We start from the raw sequence: 16,259 nt of genomic DNA on the forward strand, positions 1-16,259 counted from the left end.
AGATGCGGTAAAATCGTATGACGATAAAGGAGGGCATTATGAATTTTAGAAAACTTTTAGTTTCAGGGATATTGAGCACTGCTGTTTTTGCCGGGAGCATCACGGGGGTGTTTGCACAAAATCCTACCTATACGGTGCAGAAAGGTGATACGTACTGGCTCATAAGTCAGAAACTGGGCATATCCATCCAGAGCCTGATGGCGGCAAATAATGCAGACCAGAATACGGTATTATACATAGGACAGAATATAAAAGTCCCTCAAAATACTGTGCATACCGTCAAATCAGGTGAAACTTACTGGACAATAAGCAAGGCATATTCTGTTGATTTCAATGAGCTTCTACGTGCCAACAATGCTACTGACAAATCCTGGCTTAATGTTGGGGATAAAGTAGTTATACCCTACAAAACTTCCGCATCTCAAACAAAAGTATATACCGTGCAAAAGGGGGATACTTACTGGAACGTCAGTCAAAAGTTCGGTGTAAATATCGCTGAGCTATTGAAATTAAACGGAGCCGATGAAAAATCCTATCTGTATATAGGACAGCAGATTAAAATACCCGCTGCCTCTTCAGATACGGGTACTGCTCCACAGCCTGAAACTGGCAGTAAACCCTATATAACATATACAAATTATACGGTGCAAAAAGGTGATATACTGTGGAACATCGCAGATAAATTCGGGATACCTCTGACTGAATTATTACAGGCAAATAACTTGAGCCAATCGTCAATGCTAAATATTAATGATGTACTGAAAATTCCCGTGCATCACATACCTGTCAAAAGTACTCCGGGACCAAAGTATGGGGAAGCCTTGGACTGGTGGACTGAAGCACAGTATGTAATACCTGTAGGAGCTGACTTTGAAGTTGTCGACTTCTATACGGGAAAATCCTTCTATGCAAGGCGCACCACCGGCGCCAATCATGCTGACTGTGAAACTTTGACCCTTGAAGATACTAAAAAAATGAAAGAAATATGGGGGGGAAGTTTTAGCTGGACAAGACGGCCTGTATTAATTAAATATAATGGAAGGCAAATAGCAGCAAGTGTGAGCTCTATGCCTCACGCGGGAAATGATGCTGCCGCGGCAGGAGTTTGGACAAGCTGGAGAAGCGATAATTATGGAGCAGGTACAAATTTTGACTGGATAAAGAATAATGGCATCGACGGCCATTTTGATATTCACTTCTTAAACAGTACAAGGCATAACGACGGCAGCGTCGATGCCAAACACCAGGCAAATATCAAAATTGCAGCAGGGTTAAATTAATTTATGGTTCTCTGGGTTAATATAATCCATACACTGATATATTGGGGCTGTATCTTCAGTAAGAGCTGAAGATACAGCCCCTTCACTGTTTGGTACGCTCTTTACATGTTCACAACTTCAATTATTCTTAAGATAAGCAATTTTGCTTCTTCATCTGATAATCCCAGGTTTTTAAGCGTAGTTAATACTTTAGTTTCTTCAGTTTCAGCCTCAATCTCAGCCGCAATCTCTTTTAACTTTTGTTCATTCATAATATCCGGTGTAACACCCGGCTCATATATTCTCTGCTTAATTCGGGAAAGAGAGAGCACACACGGAAATTGTGTGGACTGGCATAACTACACTAATAAAAGCAAGGCTTATAAGGTTAAAACATATATGTCAATCTAATTTAATAAAGCTCGCCAAACGGCGGGATTTTTATTTTTACTTCTATATACCAGTGAGTTATATCAGTATACTAACCGGAGTTATACTCATAATAGTATATAATGGCGAGGTATACGACATGTTAATATAAAACTCTATAGGGTAGTAAAGGACGAGGTAAAATACGATTATGAACTAGAATGCATTTATTCAGTCATAACAGTTAAAAATATGAACCAAAAGTAAGGTGATTTTGTTGAACAATACAGATAGAGAAAAGAAAAAATGTAATAATCAAAAACTTATAGGAAAGAAAAGATTTATACTAATTTATGGGGTATTACTTTGGGGTGTATATGGTTCTTTAATATTCGGTATTCTAACTATATTTTTTAATCCAAATCCAAAAAACTACAATATTGCAAGTATAGTTGCAAGGTTTGTTTCTTATGCAATTATCTTTGGATTGGGCGGAATTGTAGTTAGCATGGTACAATGGAATTTTAAATCAAAGAAATACGATAACAAATAATTTATATTTTAAGATATAAGATTCTTCACAAAATTCTTCTTATGATCATTCAAAAAAAGTTGCAAAATGGATAACTGCGACATTAGTAATTTCAAGCATTGTTATTATATTATGGAGAGTGTAATAGCTTCTGTGTAAATGGAATAACCTAAAGGGAAAAAGGCTTGAACAATTCAAATACTCAAGCCTTTTTTACTGGATTTACAAAAGAGCAGGGAACATTTACAAGGCATTTGCCGCAGACATCGGAGATGCTTAGGTCTGAATGGAGTTTATCATTAAAAAGGCACATTCCGTAGCATTTATGCCTGTCAAAGGAGCCGACTTTCAAGGCATCGTTAACGCATCTGTCCACGCATTTTTTGCATATACCTTTATGCTTGTACAAACAATTTTCACTTATCTTTCTTTCATCGGCTTCAATTTGTGCATCTGTTACAAAGCTTCCGAATCTTCCGCAGCAGCCTTTTTCCGTTATAAGCATATTGTTTAAACCAAACTTACCAAGGCCTGCAACATAGGCTGCATGTCGGTGAGACCAATCGCTTATAAGCTTTACTACATCGAAATTGTGGGTGGCAGGCATGATATTTGAGTTATATCCTAAAGCTTGTATTTCATTATGCATATGTGTATTCAAATCCAGTATTAGCTTATTGGTTTCAATATAAGCTTTTGCCCATGCTCTCGAGGCCTCCGGCCCTTCTATGTTGCTCTTCGCTATTGTCTTATCAAAAGGTATAAAATAAGTCACCACTGTCTCGGCTCCAGGAAGCAAGTCCACAGGCAAAGCATGGGTAGGACTTACATACTGCTTTAATTCATAAAACAACTCATCTTTTGCATCTGCAAAAGCGGTTAAGGGTTCTTGCCACATAGTTTCCGTGTTGTTTTTATCGGGATATTCTTTAACAAATTGGCTTATCAAATTTTTGATTCTCTTTTTTATAATCATATATAATCATTCCTTATGGGTGTAAATACTTCTATAGCTATGGAATCTTCAACAATTTCCGCCCCATGCTCGATGTTGCCTTCAATGGCCCAGCTGTCCCCTGGGTGCATAGGGTGTTTCTCACCGTCAATAGTAAGTATTATGTAACCAGATACCAGATAACCTGTCTGCTCGTTTTCATGTTTGTGCATAGGCAGATTTTTGCCCTTCTCAAGGCGAAACTCCGTCATTAAAGAGCTGTTTCCATAAACTAAGGTCTTCCGTTCCACTCCATCAACCATTTTTATATAACCTTCAGATGAATGCTTTCCTGTTTTATAATTTTCTTTACTCATATGTACCTCCGAAAAATTATGTTTAATTAACATTGTAAATATTTTGACAGAAATAGTCTATATATTGAAGGGATTATTTTTTAAATTGAATATCATGGATGATTGTAACAAATAATAAATATCATGGATTTTTGTAGAGGATGTTTATATGAAAAAATTTTTCAATTCAGTCATAGATTTGTTTTTATATAAAGAACCCAAGAAAGAAGAGATGGGCTTTGAGCTATTAGAAGACAAAACTGAAGGCATTGAAAGGCAAGATGATAATACTTCTGATAATAGAAGTGACAGTCAAAAAGAAAATTTGGAGAAGCAAAGGACTGCCTCAGGTATAGCGCCTTTAAAAACCAGAAAGATAAATGAAAAAAGAAAGCCTCAGCAATCCAGTCAGTCAAAGGAGAATAACGAGGCGGTGTCACAAAGCCTTCAGATCAACATTGAAGTCATGAGGCAAAAATTCAGCACATATAAAAATCAGGGAATTGTAATCCGGGAGTTTAATATAGGAAGGAAAGTTAAGGCGGCCATATTGTATATTGCCGGAATGGTAGATAAGAATACCTTGAATTTGTCCATATTTCCCCAGCTCATGTCTAAGGAGGCTTTTGACGGAAGAAACGAGGAATGTACTGCAGATTACCTCATGGAAAACGTCATCGCCGTATATAGCGTAAATAAAACAAGCGAGTATAGAACAATTATTAAAAACGTATTGAGCGGCTTAAGCGCACTTTTTGTTGAAGGAAGTTCAGAGTGCATACTTATTGATACCAGAGGATATGAAAAAAGAAGCGTAGACAAACCTATGACAGAGACAGTTGTAAAAGGTTCACAGGAGGGCTTTACCGAAGATTTTCAGACCAATGTTACATTAGTCAGAAGGATTATAAAAAATGAAAACTTGATGACAGAGGTAATACCTCTTGGGAAGACCAATCACTCCAGCTGTGCAGTAATGTACCTGGAGGGTATAGCAAATCCCAAAGTAATTGAGGAGGTAAGAAAGAGGCTTAAAAAAATAGATACAGACTTTATATTAGGCGACGGCATGGTGGAGCAATTTATAGAAGATAATCCATTTATGCTCTTTCCCCAGATCTTATCCACTGAAAGGCCGGATAGAACAGCATCTTTCATCATGGAAGGACAGGTTGTAATAATAACTGAAGGGACTCCTTTTGCACTGGCAGTGCCGGTAACCTTTTTCAGATTATTTCATACTTCTGAAGATTCATTTGTCCGCTGGCCTTTGGGTACTTTTTTAAGACTTATAAGGATGTTTGGATTGTTTTGTGCAACTCTGCTGCCGGGATTATATGTTGCAGTTGCCCTTTATCATCCTGAAATGATACCGACAGAACTTTTGTCATCCATATCAAAGGCAAAGGAAACAGTGCCTTTTCCCACTATATTGGAAGTATTGATAATGGAAGTATCCTTTGAGCTTATACGTGAAGGAGGAATAAGGGTTCCCAGCGCCATTGGCCAGACCCTTGGAATAGTAGGTGCATTGATACTTGGTCAGGCAGCGGTGGCAGCGGGATTGGTAAGTCCGATTCTTATAATTATCGTATCCGTAACAGGCCTTGGCAGCTTTGCCATACCAAACTATACCATGGCTATGGCAATCAGGATTGAAAAGTTTTTTTTCATTTTTTTCGCAGCGGCTCTGGGATTTTACGGTATATCTTTGCTGATTTTTCTTTTAGGTATCATGACCTGCAGTATGAAGTCTTTCGGAGTGCCCTTCTTTTCACCTGTTGCACCAAAGACAAGAACAAATCCGGATATTATCATTAAATATCCTATATGGATGCAAAGAAATCGGCCTGACTATTTAAATGTACCTAACAGGAGAAGACAGGGCAGAAATGTAACGAATTGGAGCAAAGAAGACGATGGGAGCCAAGAAGGCGGGGACAATTCATGATAAAGGAAGGTAAACTGGGTGCTCAGGAGATGATATCCCTTGTTACGGCAGCCATAAGCAGCAAATTATTTTTTACCAGTCCCGGCTTTTTAACGAGATTCGTAGGGACTGCCGGCTGGTATATGACATTGATATCAAATATTACGGCTATGGCAGCTTTTGCTTTTACTTATCTATTGCTAAAGCGTTTCCCGGGTAAAGGCATAGTAGAAATTTTTGATATTTCATTTGGACGAATCATTGGCTTTATATGCTCTTTAACCATGGGAATAGCTTTTCTTATAAACACCAGCGTATTTTTAAGAGAATTTGCAGAAGTAATAAAGATATACGTATATCCCGAGACTCCCATTAGTTTATTGATGATACCGGCAGTTATATCAGCTGCAATTGCAGCTTCCTTAGGATTAGAAAGCATTGCTAGGTTTTCAAAACTGTCGGCATATACTTCAATTATCGGCTTTCTTACACTTTTGATTTTAACATCCCAGAACTTCAAGTACCACTATATCTTTCCGGTGCTGGGTTATGGCTTGAGTAAAACAGTAAGTATTGGGATAGAAAGAAGCTCCGTCTATGCTGAAGTAATTATTCTTGCCGTATATGCAGGGTCCATACAGAAAATAAGCGATATAAAAAAAGTAGGATTTATTTCTCTCATACTGTCGGGTTTCATAATATCCCTGGGACTTTTGAGCATATCCATGGCCTTTCCGTATCAGATTGCTCAGGAAATAACGGCGCCGGTATATGAACTGACCAGATTGATAAAATACGGGAGCTTTGTACAAAGGTTGGATCCTTTTTTTCTGTTTTTGTGGAATATAACAACGGTTATAACGATTTGCATACTGTTTAATTCCTCTGTAAGCGTATGTTGCAAGGCTTTCAGACTGCAGGATGCAAGGCCGGTTATTGTACCCATGGCCGTAATTCTTTTTTCATATGCATTTATTCCCGAAAGTTTTATGAGCGTTGTTACAAAATATGTCCAGTCTTCCAGAATATATGGATCACTTGTCTTCTTTGGCCTGCCTATAATTGCGCTGGCAGCTGCAAAAATCCGTAAAAAGAAGGGAGATGTATCAAATGCGTAAGCTTATATTGGCCTTTTTATGCCTCATCAATATGTTTACTCTTGTATCCTGCTCCGATGCCAAGGAAATTGATGAGTGGGCTTATGTATACTCCATAGGCATTGATAAAGGAGTTGCTGATAAATACCGTTATACTTTTCAACTGCCGATATTAGGAGGAGAAACAGGGCAGAGTAGCCAGGGAGGTTTTCAGGCGCAGGCTCAGGATGCTTTTACTGTTATCTCCGTAGATGCCCCAACTCTTTATGCCGCAACCAACATGGTCAATTCCTCCCTGGCAAAAACAGTAAGCTATACCCATGCCAAATACATTATGGTATCGGAAGAATTGGCAAGACACGGAGTGGAAAGCTTTATAAATGGCATGATAAGGAGCCGCCAAATAAGGCGTTCTATGAATATTATAGTTGTCAAAGGAAGTGCCAGAGAATTTGTTAAAATACTTACCCCTGTAACAGGCATGGGACTTTCAAAATTGATGGAAAAGATGATAGATCAGGAGCATGAAACGGGATTGTTCGATTCAGTTACATACAATGAGTTTGTAAATAATATGAAGTCCTCCTACAGGCAATCTGACGCCGCATTGGCAGCCATAAATGATTTTTCTCATTTTAATGAAGCAGAATTGAATAAGGAAAACAATAAATCGGAGGGAGATTATCAGCCCGGACAAACACCTCGTTCGGGAGGAAACAAATTTGAATTTTTAGGAAGTGCTCTCTTTAATGGAGATAAGATGATAGGAGAATTAAACGGAGATGAAACGAGAGCTATGCTTATGATGAGAGGTGATTTTTCAAGAGGGTCAATAACAATACCCGACCCCCTTGAACCCGACAGGAGAATAAGCGTTGAAACTCACCCCCATAAAGGGCCTGCTGTAAATATTTATTTTGACGGAGATAAACCTGTTATAGATGTAAAAGTATACCTTGAAGGAGATTTGCTGAATGTTCAGAGCGAAAAAGAATATGAAAGTGAGGAGTTAAATCCTCTGCTGGAGCAAACTCTGGAAGAACTTATAAAAAAAGATTTGGATAAGACAATTGACAAATGCAAGGCTTTAAATTGTGACGTATTTGGTTTTGGAGAAAAGGCGGTAACTCAGTTCCTTACCATTCAGGAATGGGAAAAATATAACTGGATAAGCCGTTTTAAGGAATGTAAAGTTACAACAGGTGTTAATTTCATAATAAGAAGAACAGGTACAATGACCAAGACCAATCCGGTAAAGACGTCGAATGGCGGTGAAAAATAATTGATTAAGGAAGGGAAAATTGGGCTTGCAGAAGCCATATGCCTTACGACCATAACCATAAGCAATAAAATTTTCTTTACTTCTCCTTCTGCCCTGGTTAAAATTGTGGGCACTGCCGGATGGTACGCGGCATTGATATCCGCTGCTGTCACCATAATTGCTTTTGCTTTCATATATATGTTGCTTAAGCGCTTCCCGGGCAAAAGTATAATAGAGATCTTTTATATTACCCTAGGTCCTGTTGTGGGATTTGTTTTTTCTTTTACATACGCTGCGTCCTTCCTTGTGGGGTGCAGCATATTGCTAAGAGAATTTATAGATGTATTGAACACATATATATTTCAGTCAATTGATCCTAAGTTTCTGATAACCGCCCTGGTTTCTGCCGCGGCAATTTCAGCATTTCTTGGTTTAGAAAGTATAGCAAGGTTCGCCAAACTTTCTGCTTATGCTGTCTTGTTAGGATATATGCTTTTACTGATATTATCAATACAAAATTGGAATATAGCTTATATATCTCCAGTTTTTGGATATGGTTTAAAAAATACGGTGATAAGCAGCCTGGGAAGGAGCTCAGCTTATAGTGAAATTATCGTGATTTCAGTTTTTGCCAATGCCCTGCAGGGCGCTGAACATATAAAAAAAGCTGGATTTATATCCTTAATACTTTCAGGGTTCTTTGTATCATCTGCCGTATTATGTGTTTCATTTACTTTTCCATACAGCATAGTCCAGGAGATTGCTGCACCTGTATACGAGATTACAAGGCTCATAAAATACGGAAGCTTTGTACAAAGGCTGGACCCTTTATTTATCTTTTTATGGAACATAACTACCTTTATAACCATTGCAGTATTGTTTTATTGCATTGTAAGCTGCTATTGCAAAACCTTCAGGATGCAGGAAACAAAGCCGGTTATAATACCTTCGGCGGTACTTCTTTTTACAACTGCCATGATACCCAAGGATTTTAACAGCGTTATTACAAAATATATTGAAATATTAAGGATTTATGCCATACCGGTGTTTTATATAATGCCTTTTATTGCTTTAATGGCAGCTATATTCAGAAAAAAGAAAGGAGCGTATAAATGATATACATAGTTATACCTATTTTGCTGATAATATCTATTAATCCCTTAAGCTATGCGAAATACAACTGGGACAAAAAGAATAAGTTCGCAGCCTTTGGCTGTGTTCTGCTGACGGTAATAATGTTTATACTGCCCTTATATGTAATCATTACGAGATAAGTTAAAAAGCTAAGGGAAAGGGAGGGAAAAGTAATTTAAATGAAAGTCGCGATTATAGGTGCCGGAATAGCAGGTCTATCCTGTGCAATTGTGCTAGAGAGGAATGGTATAATACCTGATGTATTTGAAAAAAACGGTTTTATAGGTGACAGAGAGCCCCATGTTGGTGCGGATTTAAATATAATAAACAGGCCGGTCAAGGATATGATAAAGTACGTCAAAGAAAAATGCGGCATAGACATAAAACCTTTAAATGCCGTAAATTTATTGACACATTACTCGCCTAACGAAAGTACAACAATCAAAGGTAATTTTGGCTATTTTTTGGTACGAGGCAAGGAAGAAAATTCACTTAAAGGTCAGCTGTATTCCCAGCTTAAAAGGACACCTATTACGTTTAATATAGAAGTAAATTATAAGAATCTGATAAATGAATATGATTTTGTGGTGGCTGCCGACGGTAAGCCGGATATAGCCGAGGAATTGAGCTGCTTTAAAGACTGGATAAAAGGATTTGTGAAGGGAGCTGTAATAGAAGGCAGCTTCAATCCTAACGAATTGGTTATGTGGATAAATCATACCTATTGTAAAAACGGATATGCATATCTTACCCCCTATAATGAAAAAAGGGCCTCTTTGGAATTATATGTACCCGATGTTGATAAAAATCAGCTTGATTATTACTGGGATTTGTTTTTAAGCCAGGAAGGGCTTAGATATAAAATTATAGAGACCTTCAAGGTAAAGCATACCAGCGGAGATGTTTATCCCCACAGGGTAAATAATATTTTTCTTGCCGGAAACACAGGCGGTGCTATTGACCCGTTTTTAGGCTTTGGAGCCTTAAAGTCTGTTTATATGGGGGCCATGGCAGCCAAGGCTATTGTTGATGGTACAGATTATGAAGAACTCATTAAGGATATTTATACCCTTAATTTAAGGCTTTATGAATTCAGAAAGGCTTTTAACAGAGCCGGTCACAATAACTATGATTTACTGGTTAAACTTATAGGTTTTCCAGGAGTAAAACCTATAATATATGATACGCCGATTAATGTTATAAAATATGGAGCTACAGTGCTGAGGATGAGGGATAAAGTGAAAGGTCGGCTTAAGTGAGCCGGGTCTTTAATAAAGAGAAATCTTCATTTCCGCAATTCAGGCATTTTCTTTGGATCCCTTCACCGTAAATGCTCCTTTCACCTGATTGTCCCAGCAGGTTATGGGCACTTTTTTCAACAATTTTATCTGAACCGCAATTGCCGCATGAGATTTTAAATCCTGTCAAATTATTTTCCTCCCCTGCTTTGCAGTATATCCCCTTTGTTTCTTGAGGGCATAAATGACAAACCCTTTGCGAGAATATCAAGAATATTAATGTCTGTCTTGTATATAAGACTTCTTAAACCGGGTGTTTTCATAAAAGTCAGCAAATGGTCAAAATCCTTATTGGTGGCAGAATTCATCAAAGACCTGAAGTCTGCCATCTGCTGACCTTTTTTAGTTAAATCTTTCATAAGAAAATTCATATCGGCCCCTGTTGCGATGCTTTTTGCAGCCATCACACCCGCCACTATGGCATTGAACTGCCCAAAGCCTAAAAATGGTTCGGCGCCGCCGCCGGAAGCACCGATGAAATACATTTTATTAAGCTTATTGGTGGTTACAGAGCCTGCATGGTGGGGAAGCTCCCAGGTTTCAAGCAAATTATATTTTTTAAGGATATCCCGGGAACTTAAGAATCTGTACCAGTAATCATTCAGTTCCGCATGTTCTATATTTTGCACAATCTGGGCTATAACAGCTTTGTTTTTGCTGTAAGGTGCCAGGTATATGTATGCACCATTGGTAAGCTCTTTATCCAACCACATATGTAACGTATCGTCTTCAAAATCACCTTCAAATATACCGCCTTTAAGCCAGGTTCTCATCATTTCCTGCCATATTCCATAACGTGCAGGTATTGTCCACTGCCCATCAGCCACAACTATATGATCAAATTCATTTTCCAGGTCCTCCGGCTGTACAAAGCTTCCAAAATGGACGTGGGATTTAATTTGGGCGTAAAGCTGGTTTTTTACGGATATTTCTTCTCTTCCTCGTATCATAAAATAACCTAAAGGACCGGAAACTACAGTCTGATTATTGGGGGAGTAATGTATAACCTTGCGAAAGCGGTTTAAAGGTTTTAATTTTATGCCTAAATCCCGGTTTATATATACAATGGGGTCTGCTACCGGGCGGGTGATAAGGCCTAAAAAAGCAGATACGTGGGAGTGATACTCACCTATAAAGTCATTACATTCAAAAATAACTGGAGAAATACCTTGCTTTTCAAGTTCGATTGCGCATGACAGACCCGAAGTCCCGGCTCCGATTATAGCTACTTTCAAAGTCAATCACTCTCCCTTTTATATTATTTATTTTATATGTGTTAGTCTTTACGGCACAGGTTAAATTATACTCAAATAAGTAAGGAGGCCGTATTGCTTTTTAATAAGTTCTGCAGTTTCAGAAGCTTCAATAGAAGGTGATCTTAAACTGGGTTAATCTGACTGTGATGATAAATAGGTTTTAAAATCATAAAATATGCTGATAATTATACTGGAATTATATAATCACTCCTGGAGGAAATATTGGAAAGTCGCAACGAGGAGCTGCTGCAATGAATAGAAATGAGTCAAATAATTCATCAACCCGCCGGCAAATAGCCTATACAAGTATATTGGGTACAACTCAATTGCATTTGAGAAATCCCCTTGTCATTGCATGGTGGTCTGCTGCATTTCCCGGGATGGGTCACCTGTTGCTTTCTAAATATTTAAGAGGATTTTTATTATTTATTTGGGAAGTAGTAATAAATACAGAAGCGCATATTAATCTGGCCATCCTCTATTCTTTTACAGGAAGATATGAGATGGCAAAAGAAGTACTTGATATTAGATGGACGATGCTTTACTGCTCATTATATGTTTTTGCTATCTGGGATAGTTATAGGACAACAGTTGATATCAATAATAACTACATGTTGGCAGCAAGGGAAGATGCTGAAATTAAACCATTTAACATCAGTGCAATGGAGATTAATTATCTGGATAAAAGAACGCCCTGGGTGTCGGCGGTATGGTCGCTACTGGTGCCTGGTGCAGGCCAGCTCTATATTCACCGGATTGTTACTGCAGCTTTTGTTCTTGTATGGTGGATAGCTATTGTATACTTATCTAGATTACTTCCTGCTATTCACTACACTTTTATAGGGGATTTTAAACAGGTTAAAGAGGTAGTTGACCCTCACTGGCTTTTGAATTTTTCTTCAGTATATTTATTTGCAGTGTACGATGCTTATGCAAACACTGTTGAGAATAATAAGCTTTTTGATTGGGAGCAGACAAAATTTTTTAAAAGGGATTATCAAAACAAGAATTTTAATATACCGTCCAAGAGAAGTGCTGGAAGAGGTGATAGAATGCATATTATTTCTACGTTTGAACATTCAATTTATTTGGAGAAAGCAATCACTGCAATCCAAATGAAAGGTATTGCAAAGGAAGATATCCTTGCAGTCTCTATGGATAAAAGGGGAGAGGAGAGAAAGCTTTTTGATACAATGCATAGCTCTGATGGATTGAGTTTAATAGATCTTGCTGCAGTATTAGGAACCGTATTTATGATTATCGGCACTATTTATGGTTTCATTCTAAAGTGGGGACCCATATTGTGGGGATTAATTGGACTGGTAGCCGGATTTGCCCTAGGATTCATTATTAAATTGATAGTTACAAAGAAGTATTCTAGAAAACAGAGCTATAAAAAGGTACCGGAAGTCGTTCTTATTATTGAATGTAATGAAGATAAATCAGAAATGGTTCAAGATACGCTTTGGGCAAATTATGCACTCGGAGTCAGTAAGCTGAGTTTGGGTGATAATGGGTGACGAATCGGTATATCAGGTGTTATACAAGAAATTGTGGGTTTGAGTGGCACATCTTTAAAGAATAATGTTTACACAAATTCGGGAAAATATCTATGTCTAAGGTATGAGCTAGATAAAGTAATTTTATATATCGAGACCTGGATATTAAATTGGAGGTATTTAAATTGGACTGGGTAATACTTTTTACTACAAGCTGGATATTATTCTTTATATTAAAAGGATGGGAGAATCTTAAACTTACAATATGGTCTGGGATTTTGGCTGTAGTTTTACAAATGCTGGTTGATACGAATGCAATGACTCATCAGCTTTATAAAATACACAATTGCTCATTGAAATTATATGGGACGTCTGTATTTTTCGTACTTGGTCCTGTGTTTGTAATAGGTATGCTTATATGCAAATTTCATCCAATGAAGCGAAGGTTCAGAATGGTAAATATAATTGTTCTTACAATTCTTTATTCAGCTCAGGAATATTTGTTGCTTATCAGGGGTTCACTTGAATATATGAACTGGCATTTTTATGACAGTATTATTGTAAATACTGCTGCAATGGTGGTTATAAGCTGGTTTGATATAGTTGTGCTTAACAGAAATTCCGATGGAGGAATATAAATAAGGAGAAAAAAATGAGCTTATTTCTATATATTTTATTTACATCTATTATTGGCAGCTTCGTACTATTGTGGTTTATGGTTTTAAATAAGTATGGCTCATAATTAATAATTCATGCCCGCATAGACGAGGGCCTTTTAATTAAGTATTTATATAGTATGTTAATCCAAAAGTAGGTAAAAACATAGGTTAAAATGGACCAGGGCATTACCTGCCATCCTGTCAGTACAATGGTTTTGGTATACAAGCTTGCTAATTCAAAAATCAGCATGGCGATAATCCAGACAATTGTATATTTTAATAATGCATTTTTATCACCGGGCAGATAAATTATATAAAACATATTCAGCAAGGGATATATGAGAATAGATGCTAAAATCAAATAAATCATTGAATTTTCAGGATTTATATAATGATAAAGCCCATAATGCCCACCTATCGTCATTTCAAATATAAGGGAGTAAACGGCAGAAGCTATACCGATGATTAAAATATTTTTATCTAGGTGTTTATTACGGGTAATTGCAAAGAATAAAATCCATATGATTAGTATTGATATATAAAAGAAAATAATACTCATACATGTCCCCCCACTTGTAAAAATTGAGCGAATAAAGATACGGCAGGTTATTTATAGTATGTATTAATTATGAAAATCTAAACATATTCAAAATGCAATTTCTACAACATGATTCATGCTATAATATTTATAAAGATTGAAGAAAAAATGTCAATTTTCAGTGGGGGGCTTATGAAAAGAAAAGAATTTACTTTTATCAGCCATGAAGAGGTTAGTATACATACATATAAGTGGATTCCCAAAGAAAATGTAAAGATAAAGGGAGCTGTCCAAATTTCCCACGGCATGGCAGAGACAGCTGCAAGATATGACAGGTTTGCCAGCTTTTTGAACAATAAAGGATATATTGTCTATGCCAATGACCATAGAGGGCATGGAAAAACTGCAGGCCAGAAGGAAAACTTAGGCTTCGCAGGCAAGGATTCCTTTAATTTTATGCTTAAGGATATGATTAAGCTTACAGAGATAATAAGGAGAGAAAGCAATGATATTCCCATCTATCTCTTCGGGCACAGCATGGGTTCTATTTTAGCACAGCGCTATATTATATCAAACGGCCAGGATATAAACGGAGTTATATTATCCGGGACCTTTGGCAATCAGGGAATTATGATTGATATAGGAATTAAAATTGCCAGGATGGAAATGGCTAGCAAAGGAGAAAGACATCAGAGCATCAGGATAAACAAAATGACAACCGAAAGCTATAATAATGCCTTCAGCCCCAACCGCACAAAAAGCGACTGGCTTAGCAGGGATACAGAAGAAGTAGATAAATACGTCAATGATCCATACTGCGGATACATAATGTCTTCAGGCTTTTATTATGATTTCTTCAGAGGTACAAAGGCTGCACATAAAAAAGAGAACATAAAAAATATAAGAAGGGATCTTCCCATATATTTATTCTCCGGAGAGCTGGACCCTGTAGGGAAAAACTGTAAGTCAGTTTTGTGGCTTATAAGGGAATACCAAAAACTGGGCATTTGTGATGTTACCTATAAGTTTTACAAAGGCGGAAGGCACGAAATGCTGAATGAAATAAATAAAGATGAAGTTATGAATGATGTACTTGCATGGCTTGAAGCGCATTAAAAGGATATTCGATTTTGAATATCCTGAGGATAACTTTAGTTGTGTCCCCATTCATTTATAGGAAAATTATAAACAACGGTATCGTCACAATGGAAAACAAGGTAGTCATAAAGACTAATTTTGATGCGAAAGCTGCATTTGCTTTATATTTTTCCGCAAGGATGGCTGTTGTAATACCGGCAGGCATGGCAACCTGTATAACTATAATGTCCAATACCATATCTGTTGTACCTATGGCCTTAAGGGCTAAAAGAGCTATTACGGGCAATAGTATGAGTCTTACAAAGGTGCCGTAAAATACTCTTAAATCTGTAAAAATGTCTTTGATTTTAATGTCAGCCAGAATGGAACCAACAATCATCATGGATAAAGGAGTTGTCATCGAGCCTACCATGCTTATAGGCTCTGTTATAACGCTCGGAAGCTTAATAGAGAAGAAAAACAGCACCATTCCTATATAAACGGCTACGATACCGGGATTTAACAAAAGGCCTTTAATGGATTTGCCTTCTTTGCTATCGGAAAACAATGCAATTCCAAGGGTCCACATGAAGATACGGAAAGGGATATTATAAATTGACGCATAAAAGATACCTATCTTTCCGTACAATCCTTCAAGGATAGGAAAGCCCATGAAGGCAGCATTGGAAAATACGGTAACATATCTTAATACACTTTGCACATCCTTAGGAAATTTATAATATAGAAACTTGCTTAAGAAAAACAGTCCGCCATGTACTATAAAAGAATAAAAAGCGATAGCTCCTGCATTTAACAGCATGTCCTTTGAGAAATCAAAATCAAATGATGAAACTATCATTAGGGGCAGAGTAACATATAAAAGAAGGTCTGTTATCCCGTTTCTCACCTGGTCTTTCATAAATCCTTTTTTTCTGGCTATAATACCTATAACCATAACAATCGAGAGTATGATGACTTGGTTTATAACTGCCATTTGATTATACATATATTAATCCCCCGGTAATAATAAAAATAAAAATATGAATTAATTATAACAAAT

General features: G+C 37.2%; 18 protein-coding genes. 11 read left to right on the forward strand and 7 right to left on the reverse strand.

Features of this window, described 5'->3' with window-relative positions; all coding sequences use genetic code 11:
• The first annotated feature begins 38 nt into the window (after positions 1 to 38).
• Entirely contained in the window at positions 39 to 1,280 is a 1,242-nt protein-coding gene (locus OXPF_RS09310) for a LysM peptidoglycan-binding domain-containing protein (protein WP_054874920.1), read from the forward strand.
• Positions 1,281 to 1,381: 101 nt separating this feature from the next.
• On the opposite strand, the gene OXPF_RS22445 is transcribed toward OXPF_RS09310, so the two are convergent.
• Positions 1,382 to 1,531: a hypothetical protein gene (locus OXPF_RS22445; protein ID WP_160317187.1), complete on the reverse strand. Its 150-nt coding sequence runs from the start codon at positions 1,529 to 1,531 to the stop codon at positions 1,382 to 1,384.
• 374 nt (positions 1,532 to 1,905) lie between these two features.
• Here OXPF_RS22445 and OXPF_RS09315 point away from each other — a divergent pair, with 374 nt between their 5' ends.
• Positions 1,906 to 2,181: a hypothetical protein gene (locus tag OXPF_RS09315; RefSeq protein ID WP_054874921.1), complete on the forward strand. Its 276-nt coding sequence runs from the start codon at positions 1,906 to 1,908 to the stop codon at positions 2,179 to 2,181.
• 181 nt (positions 2,182 to 2,362) lie between these two features.
• Here the strand turns inward: OXPF_RS09315 and OXPF_RS09320 are convergent, their stop codons facing one another.
• Positions 2,363 to 3,136, reverse strand: a complete 774-nt coding sequence (locus tag OXPF_RS09320) for an epoxyqueuosine reductase (protein WP_242854371.1) — start codon at positions 3,134 to 3,136, stop codon at positions 2,363 to 2,365.
• Positions 3,133 to 3,471 carry a cupin domain-containing protein gene (locus OXPF_RS09325; protein ID WP_054874922.1) on the reverse strand — a complete coding sequence of 113 codons (339 nt, stop codon included), beginning with the start codon at positions 3,469 to 3,471 and terminating at the stop codon, positions 3,133 to 3,135. Before OXPF_RS09325 ends, OXPF_RS09320 begins: the two co-directional genes overlap by 4 nt.
• A gap of 148 nt (positions 3,472 to 3,619) precedes the next feature.
• Between OXPF_RS09325 and OXPF_RS09330 the strand changes: the two genes are divergently transcribed.
• The 6 genes from OXPF_RS09330 to OXPF_RS09350 are packed head-to-tail and all read left to right on the forward strand — an operon-like array spanning position 3,620 to position 10,131.
• Positions 3,620 to 5,401, forward strand: coding sequence for a spore germination protein (locus OXPF_RS09330; protein ID WP_054874923.1), 1,782 nt, complete (start codon positions 3,620 to 3,622; stop codon positions 5,399 to 5,401).
• A complete protein-coding gene (locus tag OXPF_RS09335) occupies positions 5,398 to 6,498 on the forward strand; it encodes a GerAB/ArcD/ProY family transporter (RefSeq protein WP_054874924.1) in 1,101 nt (366 codons plus the stop codon). The genes OXPF_RS09330 and OXPF_RS09335 overlap by 4 nt, the downstream gene beginning before the upstream one ends.
• On the forward strand, positions 6,491 to 7,759 hold the full coding sequence (locus tag OXPF_RS09340) for a Ger(x)C family spore germination protein (RefSeq protein ID WP_054874925.1): 1,269 nt from the start codon (positions 6,491 to 6,493) through the stop codon (positions 7,757 to 7,759). Before OXPF_RS09335 ends, OXPF_RS09340 begins: the two co-directional genes overlap by 8 nt.
• Positions 7,760 to 8,854: a GerAB/ArcD/ProY family transporter gene (locus OXPF_RS09345; RefSeq protein ID WP_054874926.1), complete on the forward strand. Its 1,095-nt coding sequence runs from the start codon at positions 7,760 to 7,762 to the stop codon at positions 8,852 to 8,854. It abuts the gene before it with no gap.
• Positions 8,851 to 9,012: a hypothetical protein gene (locus OXPF_RS22450; RefSeq protein ID WP_160317188.1), complete on the forward strand. Its 162-nt coding sequence runs from the start codon at positions 8,851 to 8,853 to the stop codon at positions 9,010 to 9,012. Before OXPF_RS09345 ends, OXPF_RS22450 begins: the two co-directional genes overlap by 4 nt.
• Positions 9,013 to 9,051: 39 nt before the next feature.
• Positions 9,052 to 10,131: an NAD(P)/FAD-dependent oxidoreductase gene (locus tag OXPF_RS09350; protein WP_054874927.1), complete on the forward strand. Its 1,080-nt coding sequence runs from the start codon at positions 9,052 to 9,054 to the stop codon at positions 10,129 to 10,131.
• Here OXPF_RS09350 and OXPF_RS22455 read toward each other — a convergent pair.
• Positions 10,124 to 10,300, reverse strand: a complete 177-nt coding sequence (locus OXPF_RS22455) for a hypothetical protein (protein ID WP_160317189.1) — start codon at positions 10,298 to 10,300, stop codon at positions 10,124 to 10,126. The genes OXPF_RS09350 and OXPF_RS22455 overlap by 8 nt on opposite strands.
• 1 nt (position 10,301) lies before the next feature.
• On the reverse strand, positions 10,302 to 11,405 hold the full coding sequence (locus OXPF_RS09355) for an NAD(P)-binding protein (RefSeq protein WP_054874928.1): 1,104 nt from the start codon (positions 11,403 to 11,405) through the stop codon (positions 10,302 to 10,304).
• Between the two features lie 272 nt (positions 11,406 to 11,677).
• Between OXPF_RS09355 and OXPF_RS09360 the strand changes: the two genes are divergently transcribed.
• Complete coding sequence (locus OXPF_RS09360) at positions 11,678 to 12,946, forward strand: hypothetical protein (protein WP_054874929.1); 1,269 nt, start codon at positions 11,678 to 11,680, stop codon at positions 12,944 to 12,946.
• A 164-nt stretch (positions 12,947 to 13,110) separates the two neighbouring features.
• Positions 13,111 to 13,563, forward strand: coding sequence for a hypothetical protein (locus OXPF_RS09365; RefSeq protein WP_054874930.1), 453 nt, complete (start codon positions 13,111 to 13,113; stop codon positions 13,561 to 13,563).
• A 112-nt stretch (positions 13,564 to 13,675) separates the two neighbouring features.
• Here OXPF_RS09365 and OXPF_RS09370 read toward each other — a convergent pair whose 3' ends face one another.
• Positions 13,676 to 14,143, reverse strand: a complete 468-nt coding sequence (locus OXPF_RS09370) for a hypothetical protein (protein ID WP_054874931.1) — start codon at positions 14,141 to 14,143, stop codon at positions 13,676 to 13,678.
• Positions 14,144 to 14,314: 171 nt separating this feature from the next.
• On the opposite strand from OXPF_RS09370, the gene OXPF_RS09375 reads away from it, so the two are divergent.
• Entirely contained in the window at positions 14,315 to 15,238 is a 924-nt protein-coding gene (locus OXPF_RS09375) for an alpha/beta hydrolase (protein ID WP_054874932.1), read from the forward strand.
• A 55-nt stretch (positions 15,239 to 15,293) separates the two neighbouring features.
• Here the strand turns inward: OXPF_RS09375 and OXPF_RS09380 are convergent, their stop codons facing one another.
• Complete coding sequence (locus OXPF_RS09380; RefSeq protein WP_054874933.1) at positions 15,294 to 16,205, reverse strand: AEC family transporter; 912 nt, start codon at positions 16,203 to 16,205, stop codon at positions 15,294 to 15,296.
• Between the last annotated feature and the right edge of the window lie 54 nt (positions 16,206 to 16,259).

Source organism: Oxobacter pfennigii, assembly GCF_001317355.1.
Taxonomy (GTDB): domain Bacteria; phylum Bacillota; class Clostridia; order Clostridiales; family Oxobacteraceae; genus Oxobacter; species Oxobacter pfennigii.

Coding starts and splice junctions, on each gene's coding strand:
- OXPF_RS09360 (WP_054874929.1), top strand. CDS start 11,678: ATGAATAGAAATGAGTCAAATAATTCATCAACCCGCCGGCAAATAGCC.
- OXPF_RS09335 (WP_054874924.1), top strand. CDS start 5,398: ATGATAAAGGAAGGTAAACTGGGTGCTCAGGAGATGATATCCCTTGTT.
- OXPF_RS09320 (WP_242854371.1), bottom strand. CDS start 3,136: ATGATTATAAAAAAGAGAATCAAAAATTTGATAAGCCAATTTGTTAAA.
- OXPF_RS09340 (WP_054874925.1), top strand. CDS start 6,491: ATGCGTAAGCTTATATTGGCCTTTTTATGCCTCATCAATATGTTTACT.
- OXPF_RS09380 (WP_054874933.1), bottom strand. CDS start 16,205: ATGTATAATCAAATGGCAGTTATAAACCAAGTCATCATACTCTCGATT.
- OXPF_RS09350 (WP_054874927.1), top strand. CDS start 9,052: ATGAAAGTCGCGATTATAGGTGCCGGAATAGCAGGTCTATCCTGTGCA.
- OXPF_RS09330 (WP_054874923.1), top strand. CDS start 3,620: ATGAAAAAATTTTTCAATTCAGTCATAGATTTGTTTTTATATAAAGAA.
- OXPF_RS09370 (WP_054874931.1), bottom strand. CDS start 14,143: ATGAGTATTATTTTCTTTTATATATCAATACTAATCATATGGATTTTA.
- OXPF_RS09375 (WP_054874932.1), top strand. CDS start 14,315: ATGAAAAGAAAAGAATTTACTTTTATCAGCCATGAAGAGGTTAGTATA.
- OXPF_RS22445 (WP_160317187.1), bottom strand. CDS start 1,531: ATGAATGAACAAAAGTTAAAAGAGATTGCGGCTGAGATTGAGGCTGAA.
- OXPF_RS09325 (WP_054874922.1), bottom strand. CDS start 3,471: ATGAGTAAAGAAAATTATAAAACAGGAAAGCATTCATCTGAAGGTTAT.
- OXPF_RS22450 (WP_160317188.1), top strand. CDS start 8,851: ATGATATACATAGTTATACCTATTTTGCTGATAATATCTATTAATCCC.
- OXPF_RS09310 (WP_054874920.1), top strand. CDS start 39: ATGAATTTTAGAAAACTTTTAGTTTCAGGGATATTGAGCACTGCTGTT.